Origin of the sequence: Citrobacter sp. RHBSTW-00986 (assembly GCF_013783065.1) — a bacterium.
Lineage (GTDB): Bacteria > Pseudomonadota > Gammaproteobacteria > Enterobacterales > Enterobacteriaceae > Citrobacter > Citrobacter braakii.
Genome location: NZ_CP056200.1, coordinates 2,880,058 through 2,894,193 on the forward strand (window position 1 = coordinate 2,880,058; position 14,136 = coordinate 2,894,193).

General features: G+C 50.5%; 10 protein-coding genes and 1 pseudogene. 4 read left to right on the plus strand and 7 right to left on the minus strand.

Features of this window, described 5'->3' with window-relative positions:
* Nucleotides 1-199: 199 nt before the first annotated feature.
* Together potA and potB are read left to right on the plus strand one after the other, a co-directional pair.
* Nucleotides 200-1,336, plus strand: a complete 1,137-nt coding sequence (potA, locus tag HV345_RS14135; RefSeq protein WP_016152695.1) for a spermidine/putrescine ABC transporter ATP-binding protein PotA — start codon at nt 200-202, stop codon at nt 1,334-1,336.
* The gene (gene potB, locus HV345_RS14140; protein WP_016150058.1) at nt 1,320-2,183 is read left to right on the plus strand and encodes a spermidine/putrescine ABC transporter permease PotB; all 864 of its coding nucleotides are present in this window, start codon (nt 1,320-1,322) and stop codon (nt 2,181-2,183) included. The genes potA and potB overlap by 17 nt, the downstream gene beginning before the upstream one ends.
* 502 nt (nt 2,184-2,685) lie before the next feature.
* Here the strand turns inward: potB and HV345_RS26240 are convergent.
* The gene (locus HV345_RS26240) at nt 2,686-2,862 is read right to left on the minus strand and encodes a YnfU family zinc-binding protein (RefSeq protein ID WP_213083733.1); all 177 of its coding nucleotides are present in this window, start codon (nt 2,860-2,862) and stop codon (nt 2,686-2,688) included.
* A 153-nt stretch (nt 2,863-3,015) separates the two neighbouring features.
* Here HV345_RS26240 and HV345_RS14145 point away from each other — a divergent pair, with 153 nt between their 5' ends.
* A complete protein-coding gene (locus HV345_RS14145; protein ID WP_029139493.1) occupies nt 3,016-3,249 on the plus strand; it encodes a hypothetical protein in 234 nt (77 codons plus the stop codon).
* A 19-nt stretch (nt 3,250-3,268) separates the two neighbouring features.
* Here the strand turns inward: HV345_RS14145 and HV345_RS14150 are convergent.
* Both HV345_RS14150 and HV345_RS26245 read right to left on the minus strand, forming a co-directional pair.
* A pseudogene (locus HV345_RS14150) lies at nt 3,269-11,853 on the minus strand (GH36-type glycosyl hydrolase domain-containing protein).
* A gap of 156 nt (nt 11,854-12,009) precedes the next feature.
* The gene (locus HV345_RS26245) at nt 12,010-12,174 is read right to left on the minus strand and encodes a YnfU family zinc-binding protein (protein ID WP_175299807.1); all 165 of its coding nucleotides are present in this window, start codon (nt 12,172-12,174) and stop codon (nt 12,010-12,012) included.
* A 318-nt stretch (nt 12,175-12,492) separates the two neighbouring features.
* On the opposite strand from HV345_RS26245, the gene HV345_RS26695 reads away from it, so the two are divergent.
* Nucleotides 12,493-12,609: a YnaM/YnfT family protein gene (locus tag HV345_RS26695; protein WP_350185928.1), complete on the plus strand. Its 117-nt coding sequence runs from the start codon at nt 12,493-12,495 to the stop codon at nt 12,607-12,609.
* Nucleotides 12,610-12,871: 262 nt separating this feature from the next.
* Here the strand turns inward: HV345_RS26695 and HV345_RS14155 are convergent, their stop codons facing one another.
* From HV345_RS14155 to cspG, 4 genes are all read right to left on the minus strand, one after another.
* Nucleotides 12,872-13,045 carry a GnsA/GnsB family addiction module toxin gene (locus tag HV345_RS14155; protein WP_016152691.1) on the minus strand — a complete coding sequence of 58 codons (174 nt, stop codon included), beginning with the start codon at nt 13,043-13,045 and terminating at the stop codon, nt 12,872-12,874.
* Nucleotides 13,046-13,251: 206 nt separating this feature from the next.
* A complete protein-coding gene (locus HV345_RS14160) occupies nt 13,252-13,482 on the minus strand; it encodes a hypothetical protein (RefSeq protein ID WP_019076503.1) in 231 nt (76 codons plus the stop codon).
* Between the two features lie 73 nt (nt 13,483-13,555).
* On the minus strand, nt 13,556-13,744 hold the full coding sequence (locus HV345_RS14165) for a cold-shock protein (protein ID WP_181599297.1): 189 nt from the start codon (nt 13,742-13,744) through the stop codon (nt 13,556-13,558).
* A 10-nt stretch (nt 13,745-13,754) separates the two neighbouring features.
* The gene (cspG, locus tag HV345_RS14170) at nt 13,755-13,967 is read right to left on the minus strand and encodes a cold shock protein CspG (RefSeq protein ID WP_003841958.1); all 213 of its coding nucleotides are present in this window, start codon (nt 13,965-13,967) and stop codon (nt 13,755-13,757) included.
* Nucleotides 13,968-14,136 lie beyond the last annotated feature (169 nt).

The following is a 14,136-nucleotide window of genomic DNA, read 5'->3' on the forward strand; positions in this document are numbered from 1 at the left end:
AATATTGCGTCAGGTCACTTTTATCCCCGCAAGTGAGAATATTTCGCCCTGACATCCCCTCTGACTATAGGGCTAAGTCAGTAATTCGCAACAAGGATTGGCGATTACCATGGTTTGCCGTAGAATAACGGCCCTCATTAAGAGTCATCAAGGTGGTTAACCACGAACCCCGCAGCGGTCAGCCATCCGTTGCGTTTACATGGGACAGAGTAAAAAATTGAATAAACAACCGCGTTCGCTTTCTCCACTGGTGCAATTAGCGGGAATTCGCAAAAGTTTCGATGGCAAAGAGGTGATTTCCAGCCTGGATTTGACCATCAATAATGGCGAGTTTCTCACGCTGCTTGGCCCCTCTGGCTGCGGTAAAACAACCGTTCTTCGCCTGATTGCCGGTCTGGAAACGGTTGATTCCGGTCATATCATGTTGGACAACCAGGACATCACTCACGTTCCTGCGGAAAACCGCTACGTGAACACCGTCTTCCAAAGCTATGCGTTATTTCCCCACATGACCGTTTTTGAGAATGTGGCCTTTGGCTTACGCATGCAAAAAACGCCCGCAGCCGACATTCCTCCCCGCGTTACCGAAGCTCTGCGCATGGTGCAGCTGGAAGAGTTCGCCCAGCGAAAACCGCATCAACTCTCCGGTGGACAGCAGCAGCGCGTAGCGATTGCCCGAGCGGTGGTCAATAAACCCCGTTTACTCCTGTTAGACGAATCTCTCTCTGCGCTGGACTACAAACTGCGCAAGCAGATGCAGAACGAACTGAAAGCGCTGCAACGTAAGCTTGGTATCACCTTTGTCTTTGTCACTCACGATCAGGAAGAGGCGCTGACCATGTCAGACCGTATCGTGGTGATGCGCGATGGCAAGATTGAGCAGGACGGTACGCCGCGTGAAATCTACGAAGAGCCGAAAAATCTGTTCGTCGCCGGGTTTATCGGTGAGATCAATATGTTTAACGCGACGGTGATAGAACGTCTGGACGAACAGCGCGTTCGTGCTAACGTTGAAGGTCGTGAGTGCAATATTTATGTCAACTTCGCGGTGATTCCTGGGCAGAAGCTGCACGTCCTGTTACGCCCTGAAGATCTGCGCGTTGATGAAATCAACGACGACAATCATATCGAAGGCCTGATCGGCTACGTGCGTGAACGCAACTACAAGGGCATGACGCTGGAGTCGGTTGTGGAACTGGAAAATGGCAAGATGGTGATGGTCAGTGAATTCTTCAACGAAGACGATCCTGACTTTGACCACTCTCTCGACCAGAAAATGGCGATTAACTGGGTAGAAAGCTGGGAGGTCGTACTGGCTGATGAAGAACACAAGTAAATTCCAGAGTGTGGTGATCGTCACCATTGTCGGTTGGCTTGTGTTATTTGTCTTTCTGCCCAACCTGATGATCATCGGCACCAGCTTTTTGACCCGCGACGACGCCAATTTCGTCAAAATGGTCTTTACGCTGGAAAACTATACACGCCTGCTCGATCCGCTCTATTTTGAGGTACTGGTTCACTCCCTCAATATGGCGCTGATTGCCACGCTCGCCTGTCTGGTGCTCGGCTATCCGTTTGCCTGGTTTTTGGTGAAACTGCCGGAAAAAGTGCGTCCATTGCTGCTGTTCCTGCTGATTGTTCCGTTCTGGACCAACTCGCTTATTCGCATCTACGGACTCAAAATATTCCTCAGCACCAAGGGCTACCTCAACGAATTTCTGTTGTGGCTCGGCGTTATCGATACCCCCATTCGCATCATGTTTACCCCCAGCGCGGTGATTATCGGCCTGGTGTACATCCTGCTGCCGTTTATGGTGATGCCGCTCTATTCCAGCATTGAAAAGCTCGATAAACCGCTGCTGGAAGCCGCGCGCGATTTGGGTGCCAGTAAACTTCAGACCTTCACCCGCATCATTATTCCGTTAACGATGCCGGGAATTATCGCCGGATGCCTGCTGGTTATGCTGCCCGCAATGGGGCTGTTTTACGTTTCCGATTTAATGGGCGGGGCGAAAAACCTGCTGATTGGCAACGTGATTAAAGTTCAGTTCCTGAACATCCGCGATTGGCCGTTCGGTGCTGCCACCAGCATTACGCTGACCATCGTCATGGGTCTGATGCTGCTGATCTACTGGCGCGCCTCCCGCTTGCTGAACAAGAAGGTTAGCGACATTGATAGTTAACCGATATTACTCAAAAAGTTAAAATGATCATGGCATGCAGTTTACCCTCAAGTAAACTGCATGCCAGGTCAGGAACGGGGATAAGATTTGTAAAATCAGAAAGGAATTGTAAACCCGCAAAATTATGCCGTCATGATACGCATGAATTTATTATCGATATTCAAGAAATTGTCTTCTGGATTCATCATCTTCAAGGTACTCAAATGAGAGAAGGCGAATTTTGGTAAGGTTATAAAACCACTCGCAATCGTTTCGTTGAATAATTTCGCCAGGCTTGAAACATATTCCGGATGCTTCCCGGATAATCGCATATTTACCATTATTAAACTTGGCCCTGTGGATACAGAAAGATTGACCAACCTGCCCATGACAGCTGTTCGAAAGGATATGTCCTTCAATAAAAATAGATTTTTTAGATTTCATCATCATATCCTCTCAAACTACAGTACAGGAGCAATATTGTCATTTCCCAATATCACTCACGTTAGGTGGCAGAAGCCGATCAGCCGCCGATACACCAGCATTCTGATGGTCTGAACAACAGCCCGCAGGCAGGGCACTCCAGAACCGCATCTTTTCTTAGTTTACCTGCTTTCTGATCGGCTCTGTATGCGCATACCGGGCAGGCAACATGCACCGGTCTTTCTTTAAAGTGCCTGAGTCCTTTTGTATAAGACATAAATAATTCTCTGAGGAACACAGTAATTATTATACGCCTTAATATAAAAATAACTGGCTTAAGTTATGTTAATTTATGATTAAATCAGGATATCAGATATTGAAAAATAAACGTCTGATTTATGATATAATACCCTTCCGTGAGAAATTTATCATGAAATCAGAAGACACCCTTGACTGGTACCCGGCCCAGTTGCCACCAGTGAAAATTATTCTTGGCGAAGCCGTGCTGGCAGTCGGCAAACAGGGCCGACCTATTAATACCCGAACTTTGCTGGAATACCTTCAGGTCATGCAGGACAAGCAAAAAAAACGAGATGACAAAATCGCCATGCAGACAGCGATTGAGGTTCTCAGGGATAATCAGCGCATTAACGGCAGACGTTAATGCGCGTCCGGACTCAGTGTCAGTTCTGAATAATCTCAACCGTATGGTTTTGTCCATCATCCCGCAGCGGTATTCTGTCATCAGGGAGGAGAACACCATCCAATGTAACGCGATATTCTGCATCGCCGTGTGAGACACTAATCTGATAATGGCTTTCGCCATATTGATAAGTCATAGAAAAAGACGGCCACCCATCCGGCAACCGGGCATGAACCGTAAGGTCAGCACCGGAACGTTTTATCCCCAGTAATTCCTCGGTAAGTAAACGCCAGGCCCAGCCTGATGAACCGGTATACCAGCTCCATCCGGCACGTCCGATATGGGGAGCGACGCTGTAGACATCAGCGCTCATGACATAAGGCTCGGCTTTATAAATCCCGACTGAGTTCGCATTCAGAGTATGATTTATCGGGCTGAGCATGGACCAGAGTTGCCAGGCACGTTCGGCATTCCCCATTCGGGCAAATGCCATCACAGCCCAGATAGCGCCATGTGTATACTGCCCTCCGTTTTCCCGCACACCAGGCAGGTAGCCCTGTATGTAACCCGGATTTGGACCGTGCCCATCGAAAGGCGGCGTTAATAGTTTTATCAGTCCCCCCTCGCTATCCACAAGGTGTTTGTCCAGCGCCTGCATGGCCTTTGCGCACCGTCCCGGGCTAGCGGCCCCGGACAATACTGACCAGCTCTGGGCAATCGCATCAATCCGGCAGTCCTGTGAGGCTTTCGACCCCAGGGGAGTACCATCGTCAAAATATCCACGCCGGTACCATTCCCCATCCCAGGCGTGGGCTTCGAGATTACTTTGCAGGCGCACAGCCTGTGAACGGCACATTGAGGTGACACTTTCATCCAGCCTGCGATCAGCCAGCGCCGCAAACCGCTGCAAAATGTCGAACAGAAAGAAGCCCAGCCAGACGCTTTCACCCTTGCCGTCGATCCCCACCCGGTTCATGCCGTCATTCCAGTCACCCGCCCCCATCAGCGGCAGACCATGCTCCCCGAACTGTTGTCCATACTTAATGGCTTTGACGCAGTGTAACCAGAGTGTCTCTTCGGTACCGCTGATCACCGGCGTATCATAGGCAGACTCTTCACCAGGCTGAAGCGGACGTCCCTCCAGATAAGGAATACGTGTTTCCAGTACATCCATATCCCCCGTCGTTTCAACATAGTGGCAAACGGCAAGCGGAAGCCACAGATAGTCATCGGAACAGCGGGTGCGCACCCCGTTGCCGTGTGGCGGGTGCCACCAGTGCTGTACATCACCCTCAATAAATTGCCGTGATGCACACAGGATTATCTGTTCTCTCATCCGGTTCGGATCAGCATGACTCAGCGCCAGCGTATCCTGCAGTTGATCGCGAAAACCAAATGCGCCGCCGGACTGGTAGTAACCGCTGCGAGCCATCAGGCGACAGGCTACCGTCTGGTACAATAGCCAGCCATTCACCAGTAAATTTACCGATGTGTCGGGGGTGTTAACCACAATTTTATCGAGCACATTGTGCCAGTGGTTGTGAACCCGGTTCAGCTCCTGGCGGACCGTGTCCTCATTCATATAACGGGCAAGCGTCTCCTGAGCTCGAATATGATTCTCCTCTGCGCCGAGGATAAAAATAAACGTCCTCTGATCGCCATCAATTAATGTTACCGCCGATTGTACTGCCCCGCAGGGATCCAGACCGGCGCCCGTTTTACCTGAAAGCCTGCGTAGCTTCATGACCGACGGGGCGTGTAGAGAACCATTACGACCGATAAACTCCCGGCGATCCCCGGTCAACGAACAGTCATTACCGCTGACGGCAAAAAAGGCAGTACGACCGCTACCGTTATCACCATAAAAGTTGTTCGCCAGCACTCCGCAGCCGCCAGGCGGTCTGGCCGCATGTGTCACAATGTGAGGGGCTGAGCGAGTTCGTGTTCCTCCGAGCGTCCACTCCACATAGCCGGTGACGGAAAGTTTGCGTGTCCGCCCCGAAGAGTTACTGAGCGTCAGGAGCGCCAGTTTAACCGGCGTCTCTTCGGCAACCAGGACCGTCAGCTCGCTGTCTATACCATTCTCTCGATGGGCAAACACGCTGTAACCGAAACCATGGCGGGTCAGGTAATCACCATGTCCGCGAACAGGTAAAGCCGTCGGTGACCAACACTCACCGCTCTCTTCATCGCGCAGATAAAACGCCTCGCCGCTGCGATCGCTCACCGGATCGTTCTCCCACGGTGTCAACCGGTATTCTTGTGCATTCTCATACCAGGAGTAGGCCTGTCCCGCCTCTGAAATCACAGTGCCAAAACGGGCATTTGCCAGTACGTTTGACCAGGGAGCCGGTGTCTGCGCATCTTCCCGCAGGACAATCTGATATTCCCGACCATCCTGAGAAAATCCACCGTACCCATTGAAATGGCATAACTGACTGATATCGGGGCTCCAGTCCGTATGTTGATTACGCTCGCGCACAGCTCGTGGAATGAGTGCTCTGGCCTGAGGTTTCAGGGTATGAGTACGCTGATTAAGCTGCTCATTAATACTGCCTGTGCGGTCATCAAGATAAAGACAGGCCACGCTCATCAAAAGCAACTTATCCTCAGCAGAGAGATGCTCGCCATTACGAACAAAAATACCGCCCGTTTTGTCCAGCAGGCTGGCTTCAGACCCGGCATAAATTAAGTCCATAATCTGATTTTGTAAGCCCTGCTGGTAGCCGCCGGGACTGTTATTCAGGATAACCAAATCAACATCCAGTCCTTTCTGTCTCCAGTAACGGTGCGCCTGAATCAGTGTGGTCACTGAAGCAATACTTTCCTCGCTGGTAATACTGATCAGCACTATCGGCAGATCGCCTGAAATTGCCCAGCCCCACAGACCGGACTGACCACGCCGGTTGCGGCTGATCGCCTGGCCTTCGGCGCGCAGCTCCTGGACAGGGTAAAGCACCGCGCTGGCAAGACGATTAAACAAAGTGGCATCATCTTCACTGGCGTTCATCTGGCGTAACACCACCAGACTGTGAGACCAGGCCAGTTCAAAGACGCGATCAGCGATAGGGTAATCGCGGTATTTTTCCAGCAACGCCAGGCTCTGCTGGCGGGTCTCGCTGATGCCATAAATGATATCAATCGTGACCGGCTGCCCCGGCTGCAGAGTGATGGTGTGGCGTATTGCCAGGATCGGATCCAGCACTGACCCCGACGTGTTGCTGAGCGCCCCGCCTGCCTTTATTGCCTGGGCATCCGCAGGGTTTCTGCCACGACCAAGAAATTTTGCCCTGTCTGTTTCAAACGAAACGTTATGACGGTTATCGCCATGCACCACCATCATGTGAAACAGGCAGGGACTCGCTTCACCCGGTGAACGCGGGCGCCGGTGGCAAAGAATAGCGTCACGCTCAGGATCCAGTTCCGTCTGAATAAACAAATTGCTAAATGCCGGGTGTGCCAGATCGCTGGCTTCAGGCGCCAGTACTACTTCGGCATAGGTTGTCAGTTCCAGAGAGCGGGGCTGGCGACCACGATGAATCAGTGTGAGTCGTCGCAACTCAATATCATCCTCCGGGGAGATCACAACCTGAGTTTTGACGCTGAGCCCATCGAAAGTGCGTCTGAATTCAGCACTCGCATCGGTGAATATCACTTCCTCGTCATGCCCGCTGGTGTGGGCTGTCGGTTGCCAGGTATTGCTCGACACATTCCCCGTCTGTATATCGCGGATATAGCAAAAGGCTCCCCAGTTATCGCGGGTGGTATCACTGCGCCAGCGCGTGAGCGCAATATTATTCCAGCGACTATAGCCGCCGCCGCCCGTGGTCAACATCAGATGATAATGGTTGTTGGACAGCAGTTGAATATCCGGGGCCGGCGTGTCCACGCCATAGAAAATACGGGGTTCATAGCGAACGGGTTTGACCCTGCCCTCATGAGATTCAAAATGACGGCGTGGGCTGTACAGATCGACCGCATCCGGCACGCGTTCCTGTAACAGCAGGCTCGCTGAGCGGAAGACCGTACTGGACATGAAGCGTTCAGTCATCGGGGCGTCAAGTAGCACATGAGCCAGCGCCTGAAACGCCATGCCCTGGTGATGCGCCATCCAGGACTGAACCACCGCATAGAGCTGACCGGTTGCGAGGCGTGAGGGAGTATAGTCCAGCGCTTCATAAAAACCGTATTCACCATGTGCGCCATTTTTTTGCAGCCTGAAAAGGTTCTCACAGGCTTTCTGTGGGGAGACCATCAACGCCAGCAGTGTGGCGTAAGGGGCGACTACCATGTCATCGGCAAGCCCCCTGCGCAGGCCGAGACCCGGCACACCAAATGCCTGATATTGATAATTATGCTGAACATCAAAAGCATGATAACCAGACTCTGAAACGCCCCACGGTACTCCGCGTTCTTTCCCCCAATGAATCTGGCGCATTACCGCCGACTGACTCATTTCATCGAGCAGGCTGCCAGGCCAGGTGGGCATTACCAGATTCGGCATCAGGTATTCAAACATTGACCCGCTCCATGACATTAGGGCTGTTTCATTGTCAATGGTGGTGAACAGTCGCCCAAGCGCGTACCAGCTTTTAAGAGGCAGTTGATTAGTGGCAATGGCAAGAAAGCTGGTCAGGCGGATTTCAGACGGTAGAAGATCGTAGTGGCTCTTGTCAGGCATATTCGTGTCACAGTTATAGCCAACACTGAGCAGACTGGTTGCTTCGCTGTACAGAAAGGCGAAATCCATCCGGGCATGCTCATCCAGCCGTTGTTCAAGTTCAGTGATAATATTGAGTCGCATCCGGGCCTGCTCCGTCGCTGACGCCGGGGGGGTTCCTACACCAGTAAATGTTGCGCGCGCAAGCTCGCACAAAGTCGGCAGCGTCTGTTCGTTCCAGGATGCAGGTAACCAACCAAGCAGCAGCGACCACTCATGGCAAAGCTGAACCAGTTGATGCTCCAGATGTCCTGCCCAACGCATCTGAAGAGGAGATCCCTGATGGCATAGCGTGTTCAGGTGATTGCACTGGGTGCGCATATTTTTCAGCTCGCTGAAAAATGTCTGCGGAGAGAGCGACACCGCGCTCAGACAGTGTTTTCGCAGCAACCGCAAGCTGTCAGGCGGGTTCTGACCCCACTGTTTTTCCAGAATATCCAGCGTATCGTTCAGCCCTGCCAGTATCTGTTGGCGATTTAAAACTGGCTGATGACGCATGGCGGACAGCCCTGCACGCAGTGTCAACAAATGCCCTGCCATGTTGCCGCTGTCAACGCTTGAGATATAGCGTGGGCTGAGGGGGGCCAGCGTACGAGTGTCATACCAGTTGTAGAGATGGCCCCGGTAGTGCTCCATTTTATCCATTGTGTCGAGCGTGAGCGACACGCGCCGGAGCACTTCCCCGCCGGGCAGGTAGCCAAAGTCCCATGCCGTCAGGTTAGCCATGAGGGAAAGACCAATATTGGTAGGAGAAGTTCGATGGGCCACCATCGGCTGCGGTATTTCCTGGTAGTTATCAGGCGGAAGCCAGTTTTCTTTTTCTGTGGCAAAGGTTTCAAAAAACGCCCAGATTTCACGGCTTGTTTGGCGCAACAGCTGTTTTTGTTCCGGATTGGGCGAAAACACCTTACGCGCAGGCTGGCGACTCAACCAGCTCATCAGCAGCGGTGCCACACACCATAACAAACCGATCGGCAACGCAATCCCCAGCAGTTGTGGAGCAAATTGTCCGGTCAGTATTATCAGCATCACACCACATGCAACATTCAGCCACATCGCCTGATAAAAACGCGCGACAGTGGGTCCGGCCTGATTGCTGTCCTGGCTGTGGCTGACCCACTGGCTGAGGTGACGCCTGCTGATCCCCAATCGCCATAACGTCACGGCGATCGCTTTTAGCGAATATCCGGCTTCGTGCGGCAGTATCGCAAAATTAAGGCCGATACCTGACAAACGCTTCAGCGCGCCCGCCCCTACCAGTAACAGATGCGGCTTCAGGCGGCGACGCAGAGAGGTTTATGCAGCAGGTCATGGGTGATGCAGAGGATGGTTGGCAACAGCCATATCAGCGACAGTACGCCCAGCCAGTAAACCGGATTAGGTACCCCTAGCAGGGTGAAGAACAGCAATACCAGTAATGAAGGGGCGACCAGACTGCGACGCAGATTATCGAGTAATTTCCAGTAAGAAAGCGCGGTCAGCGGATTCCTGGTCCGGGTTCCATCGGCTCTTCTGACACGTGGTTTCAGCCAGTTAAGCAGTTGCCAGTCACCCCGGATCCAGCGTGAACGACGTGCAACATCCGACAGATAATTATTCGGGTACTGTTCATAGAGTAACACCTCACTCAGCAGACCCGAACGTGCATAGCATCCTTCGAGTAGATCATGGCTGAGAACCAGGTTTTCCGGGCAGGTGTTGGCAGTGGCCTGCATAAAAATGTCAACATCGTAAATCCCTTTGCCCACGAACGATCCTTCCCCAAAAAGATCCTGATAGATATCCGAAGACATCATCGAATAGGGATTATTGCCCGGTATGCTGCTGCGCATGGCGGCGTAACGTCCCTGACCGTTGCGTGGTATCTCCTCCGCAAGGCCGGGTTGTAAAATGCCAAATCCTTTGACAACCCTCTGGCGTACCGGATCATACTCTGGCGTATTCAGCGGATGCGCCATCGTCGCGACCAGTTTGTGCGCCGTATCGCGCGGCAGCACCGTATCACTGTCCAGGGTAATGACGTATTTAATGTGGCCCGGTAAAAGGTTAGCAGGCATGTCTGCAACGCTGACGAATTGTGTCCCCGGATGGCGCAACCAGCTGTTCAGTAACGCCAGTTTTCCCCGCTTGCGTTCATAGCCCATCCACGTTCCTTCCGCGGGGTTCCATTCAGGCTGGCGGTGTAGCAGGTAAAAACGTGGGCGGCTGGAGGGATAGCGGCGATTCAGCGCCTTCGTATCGGCGATCGCCTGTCTGAGCAGCATCTGGCTTTCCGGCGAGGGTTCATTTGCAGAATCAGCGAAATCAGTGAGCAGCGCAAACCTGAGATTTTCGTTTTCATTCCCCAGCCAGCAGACTTCAAGACTGGTGAGGAGTTGGCTGAAACTTGCGTGGCTGGTCAGCATGCAGGGGATGACTAACAGGGTGGCGCTGTCAGGGGGAATGCCGGTTGAGAAATCCATCCGCGGCAAGGGGCGAGGAACGCGAAAACGGGTGGTGGCGTCACTGAGTAAATCGCTCATCAACTGAGTTACAGCGATAATCAGAGGGAATATCACCGCGATTAACAGCCAGTCTGCGCCCTGCATGGCTGTTTCGTGCAAAATTGCCGCGGTCGTTGCGGTTGTCAACAACGCCAGGCTTCCAAGCCATGACAGCAGGGTTATTCTGTTGAAACTGTGCCGCAAGCGCATGAGCCTTGAGGTGTCTGCTAACAGATGAATTTCCAGCGCCTGCCGACCTTCGCCTGCGAGATAATAACCAATATGATGTTCCAGTGTATCGGGAGCACTGTTTCCTGAAAGCGTCAGCACCCTGTCAGCAACGTCAGGCTCGCTGAGACCACTGTCTCTGGCCAGTACCTCAACAACGTGCCGGTAATGATCCCGGGTATTGAAGTGCATCCGAGGATAGATACCGGCAGGATCATTACGTAATGCCTGTTCGACGACACTTATCGTTTCGGCGAAATCAGCCCAATCCGTTTCACTCAGTAATCGCAGACCCGCGATACTGTTACTGACAGATAGCTGGCTGGCGGCAAGCTGTTGATTGAAATTATGTATGAGAACGTCGGTGGTGATCCCCTGTTCCCGAAGGCACTGATCAACCCAGGTCAGAGGTAACGACAGCGCATTGCCATGCCCCTGCAGGCGCCGCACCAGCTCTGCGACAAACGCACTGGTTAACGTAGGTCGGGAGCGTGCCATATCGGCAACCACCATGATTAAATCGCCAGGGGCATTCTCTGCACATCCGAAAATCTTTGTTATCCACATATCAGCCAGCGTTCTGTCCTGCTGCGCTTTGATCACTTCGATACTGATACGACGAAGATTTTCAATCAGCGCCAGGCGCAGCATTCCCGGTAACGCCCAGACTTCACCTAATGTCAGCGGGGTCACCTGTTGATAGGCGGTGAGATAGCTGGTCAGGCTGGCAGCATCCCAGCGCCCGTCACCGTGAGCAATGGCCTCTGATGCAATATTGTAAATTCGTGGGCAATTCAGCGGCGACATCAGCGACGGGAGACCTTTACCAAAGCTTTTCGGCAAGTGCTGACGGACAGTGCGGATTTGTTCCTCAATCAGATAATAATTGTCCAGCAACCACTCCCCGGCAGGCATGATGCTGGTCTTTTTACCCGCGTTAAGCTCATAACAGCTTTGGGTAATGATGGCCTCATTCTCGCCGAGTCTTTTTAGAAGATAATAAGGATGTTTATCCGGCGATAATTTATGGGTCCGTGCGAGCTTCTGACCGTAGCGTTCCATCTGGGCGGTCGAAAAGAGTTCTGACTGCAGAGTGCTTTCACCGGCAGGATCGTTCGCCGAAAACGTTACGCTTTCGGTAGCATTCATCGGAATATGGGAGCGGTTAAACCACGCCCTGGGGTTCATTTTCATAGCATTGCTCTGATGCAGAGTTAGCATGCAGGAGCAGTTGCGAAATCAGTTCAGAAACGTTCTCTCAGGATGGGCGTAAGGCATCAGGGATTTAACAGCTGCCGGGATTTGACTTAAGTATAGAACACCGGGTTTAGGTGCAACTAAGTGTCAGGATTATCGTGGTGAAACAAACAGTGTTTTACAGCCAGGGCACAGCATTGTCTGCTTAAGGCGAATTTTAGAAATAGATTGGGATGAACGTAAGCCGCAGGCCGGGCAGATGACAGTAGTCGTCGATACGCCGCCGAGGTACTTCATTGCGTAATCGATGAGAGACATGATGATTACCCTTTCGATGAATGAGATTCACTGTACCACGTTTGGATAAAATTTAACCATTTAATTTATCTTCCTATTTTTTATCCAAAAGGGGGATATCACAGGGTAGATGACGACGTTTGCCAAGATAGATATTTGCAGCCACAGGGGCCGTTGAGACCGTTGATCCGCCACTCTTGGATACGGCTCCCTGCAGCCCGCTCTGCTATACAATGACCCGCTTCGATATTTTTTCCGGGAAATACTATGATATTTACCCTGAACTTTTCCTTTATGTCTTAGTCTAATAATAAAATCCATCTGAAATGAAGAAAATTTATGATTACCAGCCTTTCATTGGTATTTACCGTCATTACCGCTCTGTGCATTATGTTGTTTGCTGCGGTAAAAGTAGGTGTTGGGTTATCTAACAATCCCGACCGAAATGATAATTAACCCATTCGCAGGCTACTACGTCATCCCACTCCCCTCAATGTGATACCCACTGACCACGAAATATTCGACAAGTGCATTCCCTGCCCTGAGCCAGCAGTAGCCCGATAGCGCGGGCTGGCATCGGAAAAGCCCCATTAAAAAGTCAGGCCTTGTCTCTATGGTTAAAAATGAAGGTTTTGACAACATCCAAATTTTTTGACAGTAATAAAAAAGCATTACCTTTTAAGATAATGCTTTTCATTCAAGCTGGGTCTTTTAACAATTAGATCAATGTAATTTTAATATCATAGCTTTCAAGCCCAGTCATTTTTTCACGAGCAGTAAACTGGATGTCGGAAACTTCTTTTCCTGTCTTTTTTTTGAGTTCAACAATTTTTTTTGTAATGAATTCAGAAATATCCGCTTCAGTTTTTGTTTTTAACTCTTCGACGTTCATTATTTACCTCTCTTGATCTCTAACGTATCAACGCCAAGTATGTAACATTCCCCGTGGAGCACTTATAACAGCGCTGACATGTTTAAAAGATAGAATGGAAAGACTCAATAATCAAGAGGTTGCAGTACAATCTTCATACAAGAAAAGCGCAAAACATCTGCAAACCACTGGACTACTATCTCGGTCGGTAAAGAAACAATCAGATGTCACTTCAAAAGCTTCGATGCTGCCTCGAGAATCTCTTCGGAACTGACATCGCGATCAGAGGCAACATAAACTATTTTATGGTCTCCTGTCAGAGATGGAAATCCTGCTGACATCACGGACAGGTGTGCTTTTTCCCCATTGGGAAACTCACGCATTATCGAAGTAATTCCCTTCATTACGGATACAACAACTGCCGGTTCTGAGTTAAAAAAAACGATTACTTTTTTCATAATGATACCGTGATGGTTCGTACAAAGATGAACGGTTTAGCATACAAAAAAGGCTCCATAAGGAACCTGAACTTTATTTTCTAAAATCTAACGAAGTCTGACCAGAACGAATGTATAGCGCAACATTGTCAAATGTAATCATTACCGATTTGCAAAAAATACATTTTGCTCCGAAAGGATTTTTTTCAGTAACATCAAAGCTCGACGTTCTGTACTGAGATCCGTGGCAGCACGGGCATCTGAAGTGAATATTATGTGTAATAACAGTTACCTTATACAGCCACGACATTAACTGCTGAGGGGCCTTTAGGTCCCTGTTCAACACTAAACTCAACTTCCTGATTCTCATTCAGCGTCTTGAAATCGTTACTCTGGATAGCAGAAAAGTGTACAAACACATCTTTACTGCCATCTTTAGGGGTGATAAACCCAAAACCTTTTTCAGGATTGAACCATTTAACTAAGCCAGTCATTTTATTAGACATAATTATTACCTTTCTTGAGTAAGCCCTTGGGCAGAATGGTCCGAAAAACTATCAGAGAGAAAAGCCAGCAAGGAAGTCTCAACAGGAACAAGAAATAAAATTAATACAGCACTTGCTTTAGATAAATTCGTTACAAACCAAGAATTCATTAACGCATGATTAACCAAAC

Excerpts from the sequence above, each read along its gene's own strand:
- potA (WP_016152695.1), top strand. The coding sequence starts at position 200 with ATGGGACAGAGTAAAAAATTGAATAAACAACCGCGTTCGCTTTCTCCA.
- potB (WP_016150058.1), top strand. The coding sequence starts at position 1,320 with ATGAAGAACACAAGTAAATTCCAGAGTGTGGTGATCGTCACCATTGTC.
- HV345_RS26240 (WP_213083733.1), bottom strand. The coding sequence starts at position 2,862 with ATGTCTTATACAAAAGGACTCAGGCACTTTAAAGAAAGACCGGTGCAT.
- HV345_RS14145 (WP_029139493.1), top strand. The coding sequence starts at position 3,016 with ATGAAATCAGAAGACACCCTTGACTGGTACCCGGCCCAGTTGCCACCA.
- HV345_RS26245 (WP_175299807.1), bottom strand. The coding sequence starts at position 12,174 with ATGTCTCTCATCGATTACGCAATGAAGTACCTCGGCGGCGTATCGACG.
- HV345_RS26695 (WP_350185928.1), top strand. The coding sequence starts at position 12,493 with ATGATTACCAGCCTTTCATTGGTATTTACCGTCATTACCGCTCTGTGC.
- HV345_RS14155 (WP_016152691.1), bottom strand. The coding sequence starts at position 13,045 with ATGAACGTCGAAGAGTTAAAAACAAAAACTGAAGCGGATATTTCTGAA.
- HV345_RS14160 (WP_019076503.1), bottom strand. The coding sequence starts at position 13,482 with ATGAAAAAAGTAATCGTTTTTTTTAACTCAGAACCGGCAGTTGTTGTA.
- cspG (WP_003841958.1), bottom strand. The coding sequence starts at position 13,967 with ATGTCTAATAAAATGACTGGCTTAGTTAAATGGTTCAATCCTGAAAAA.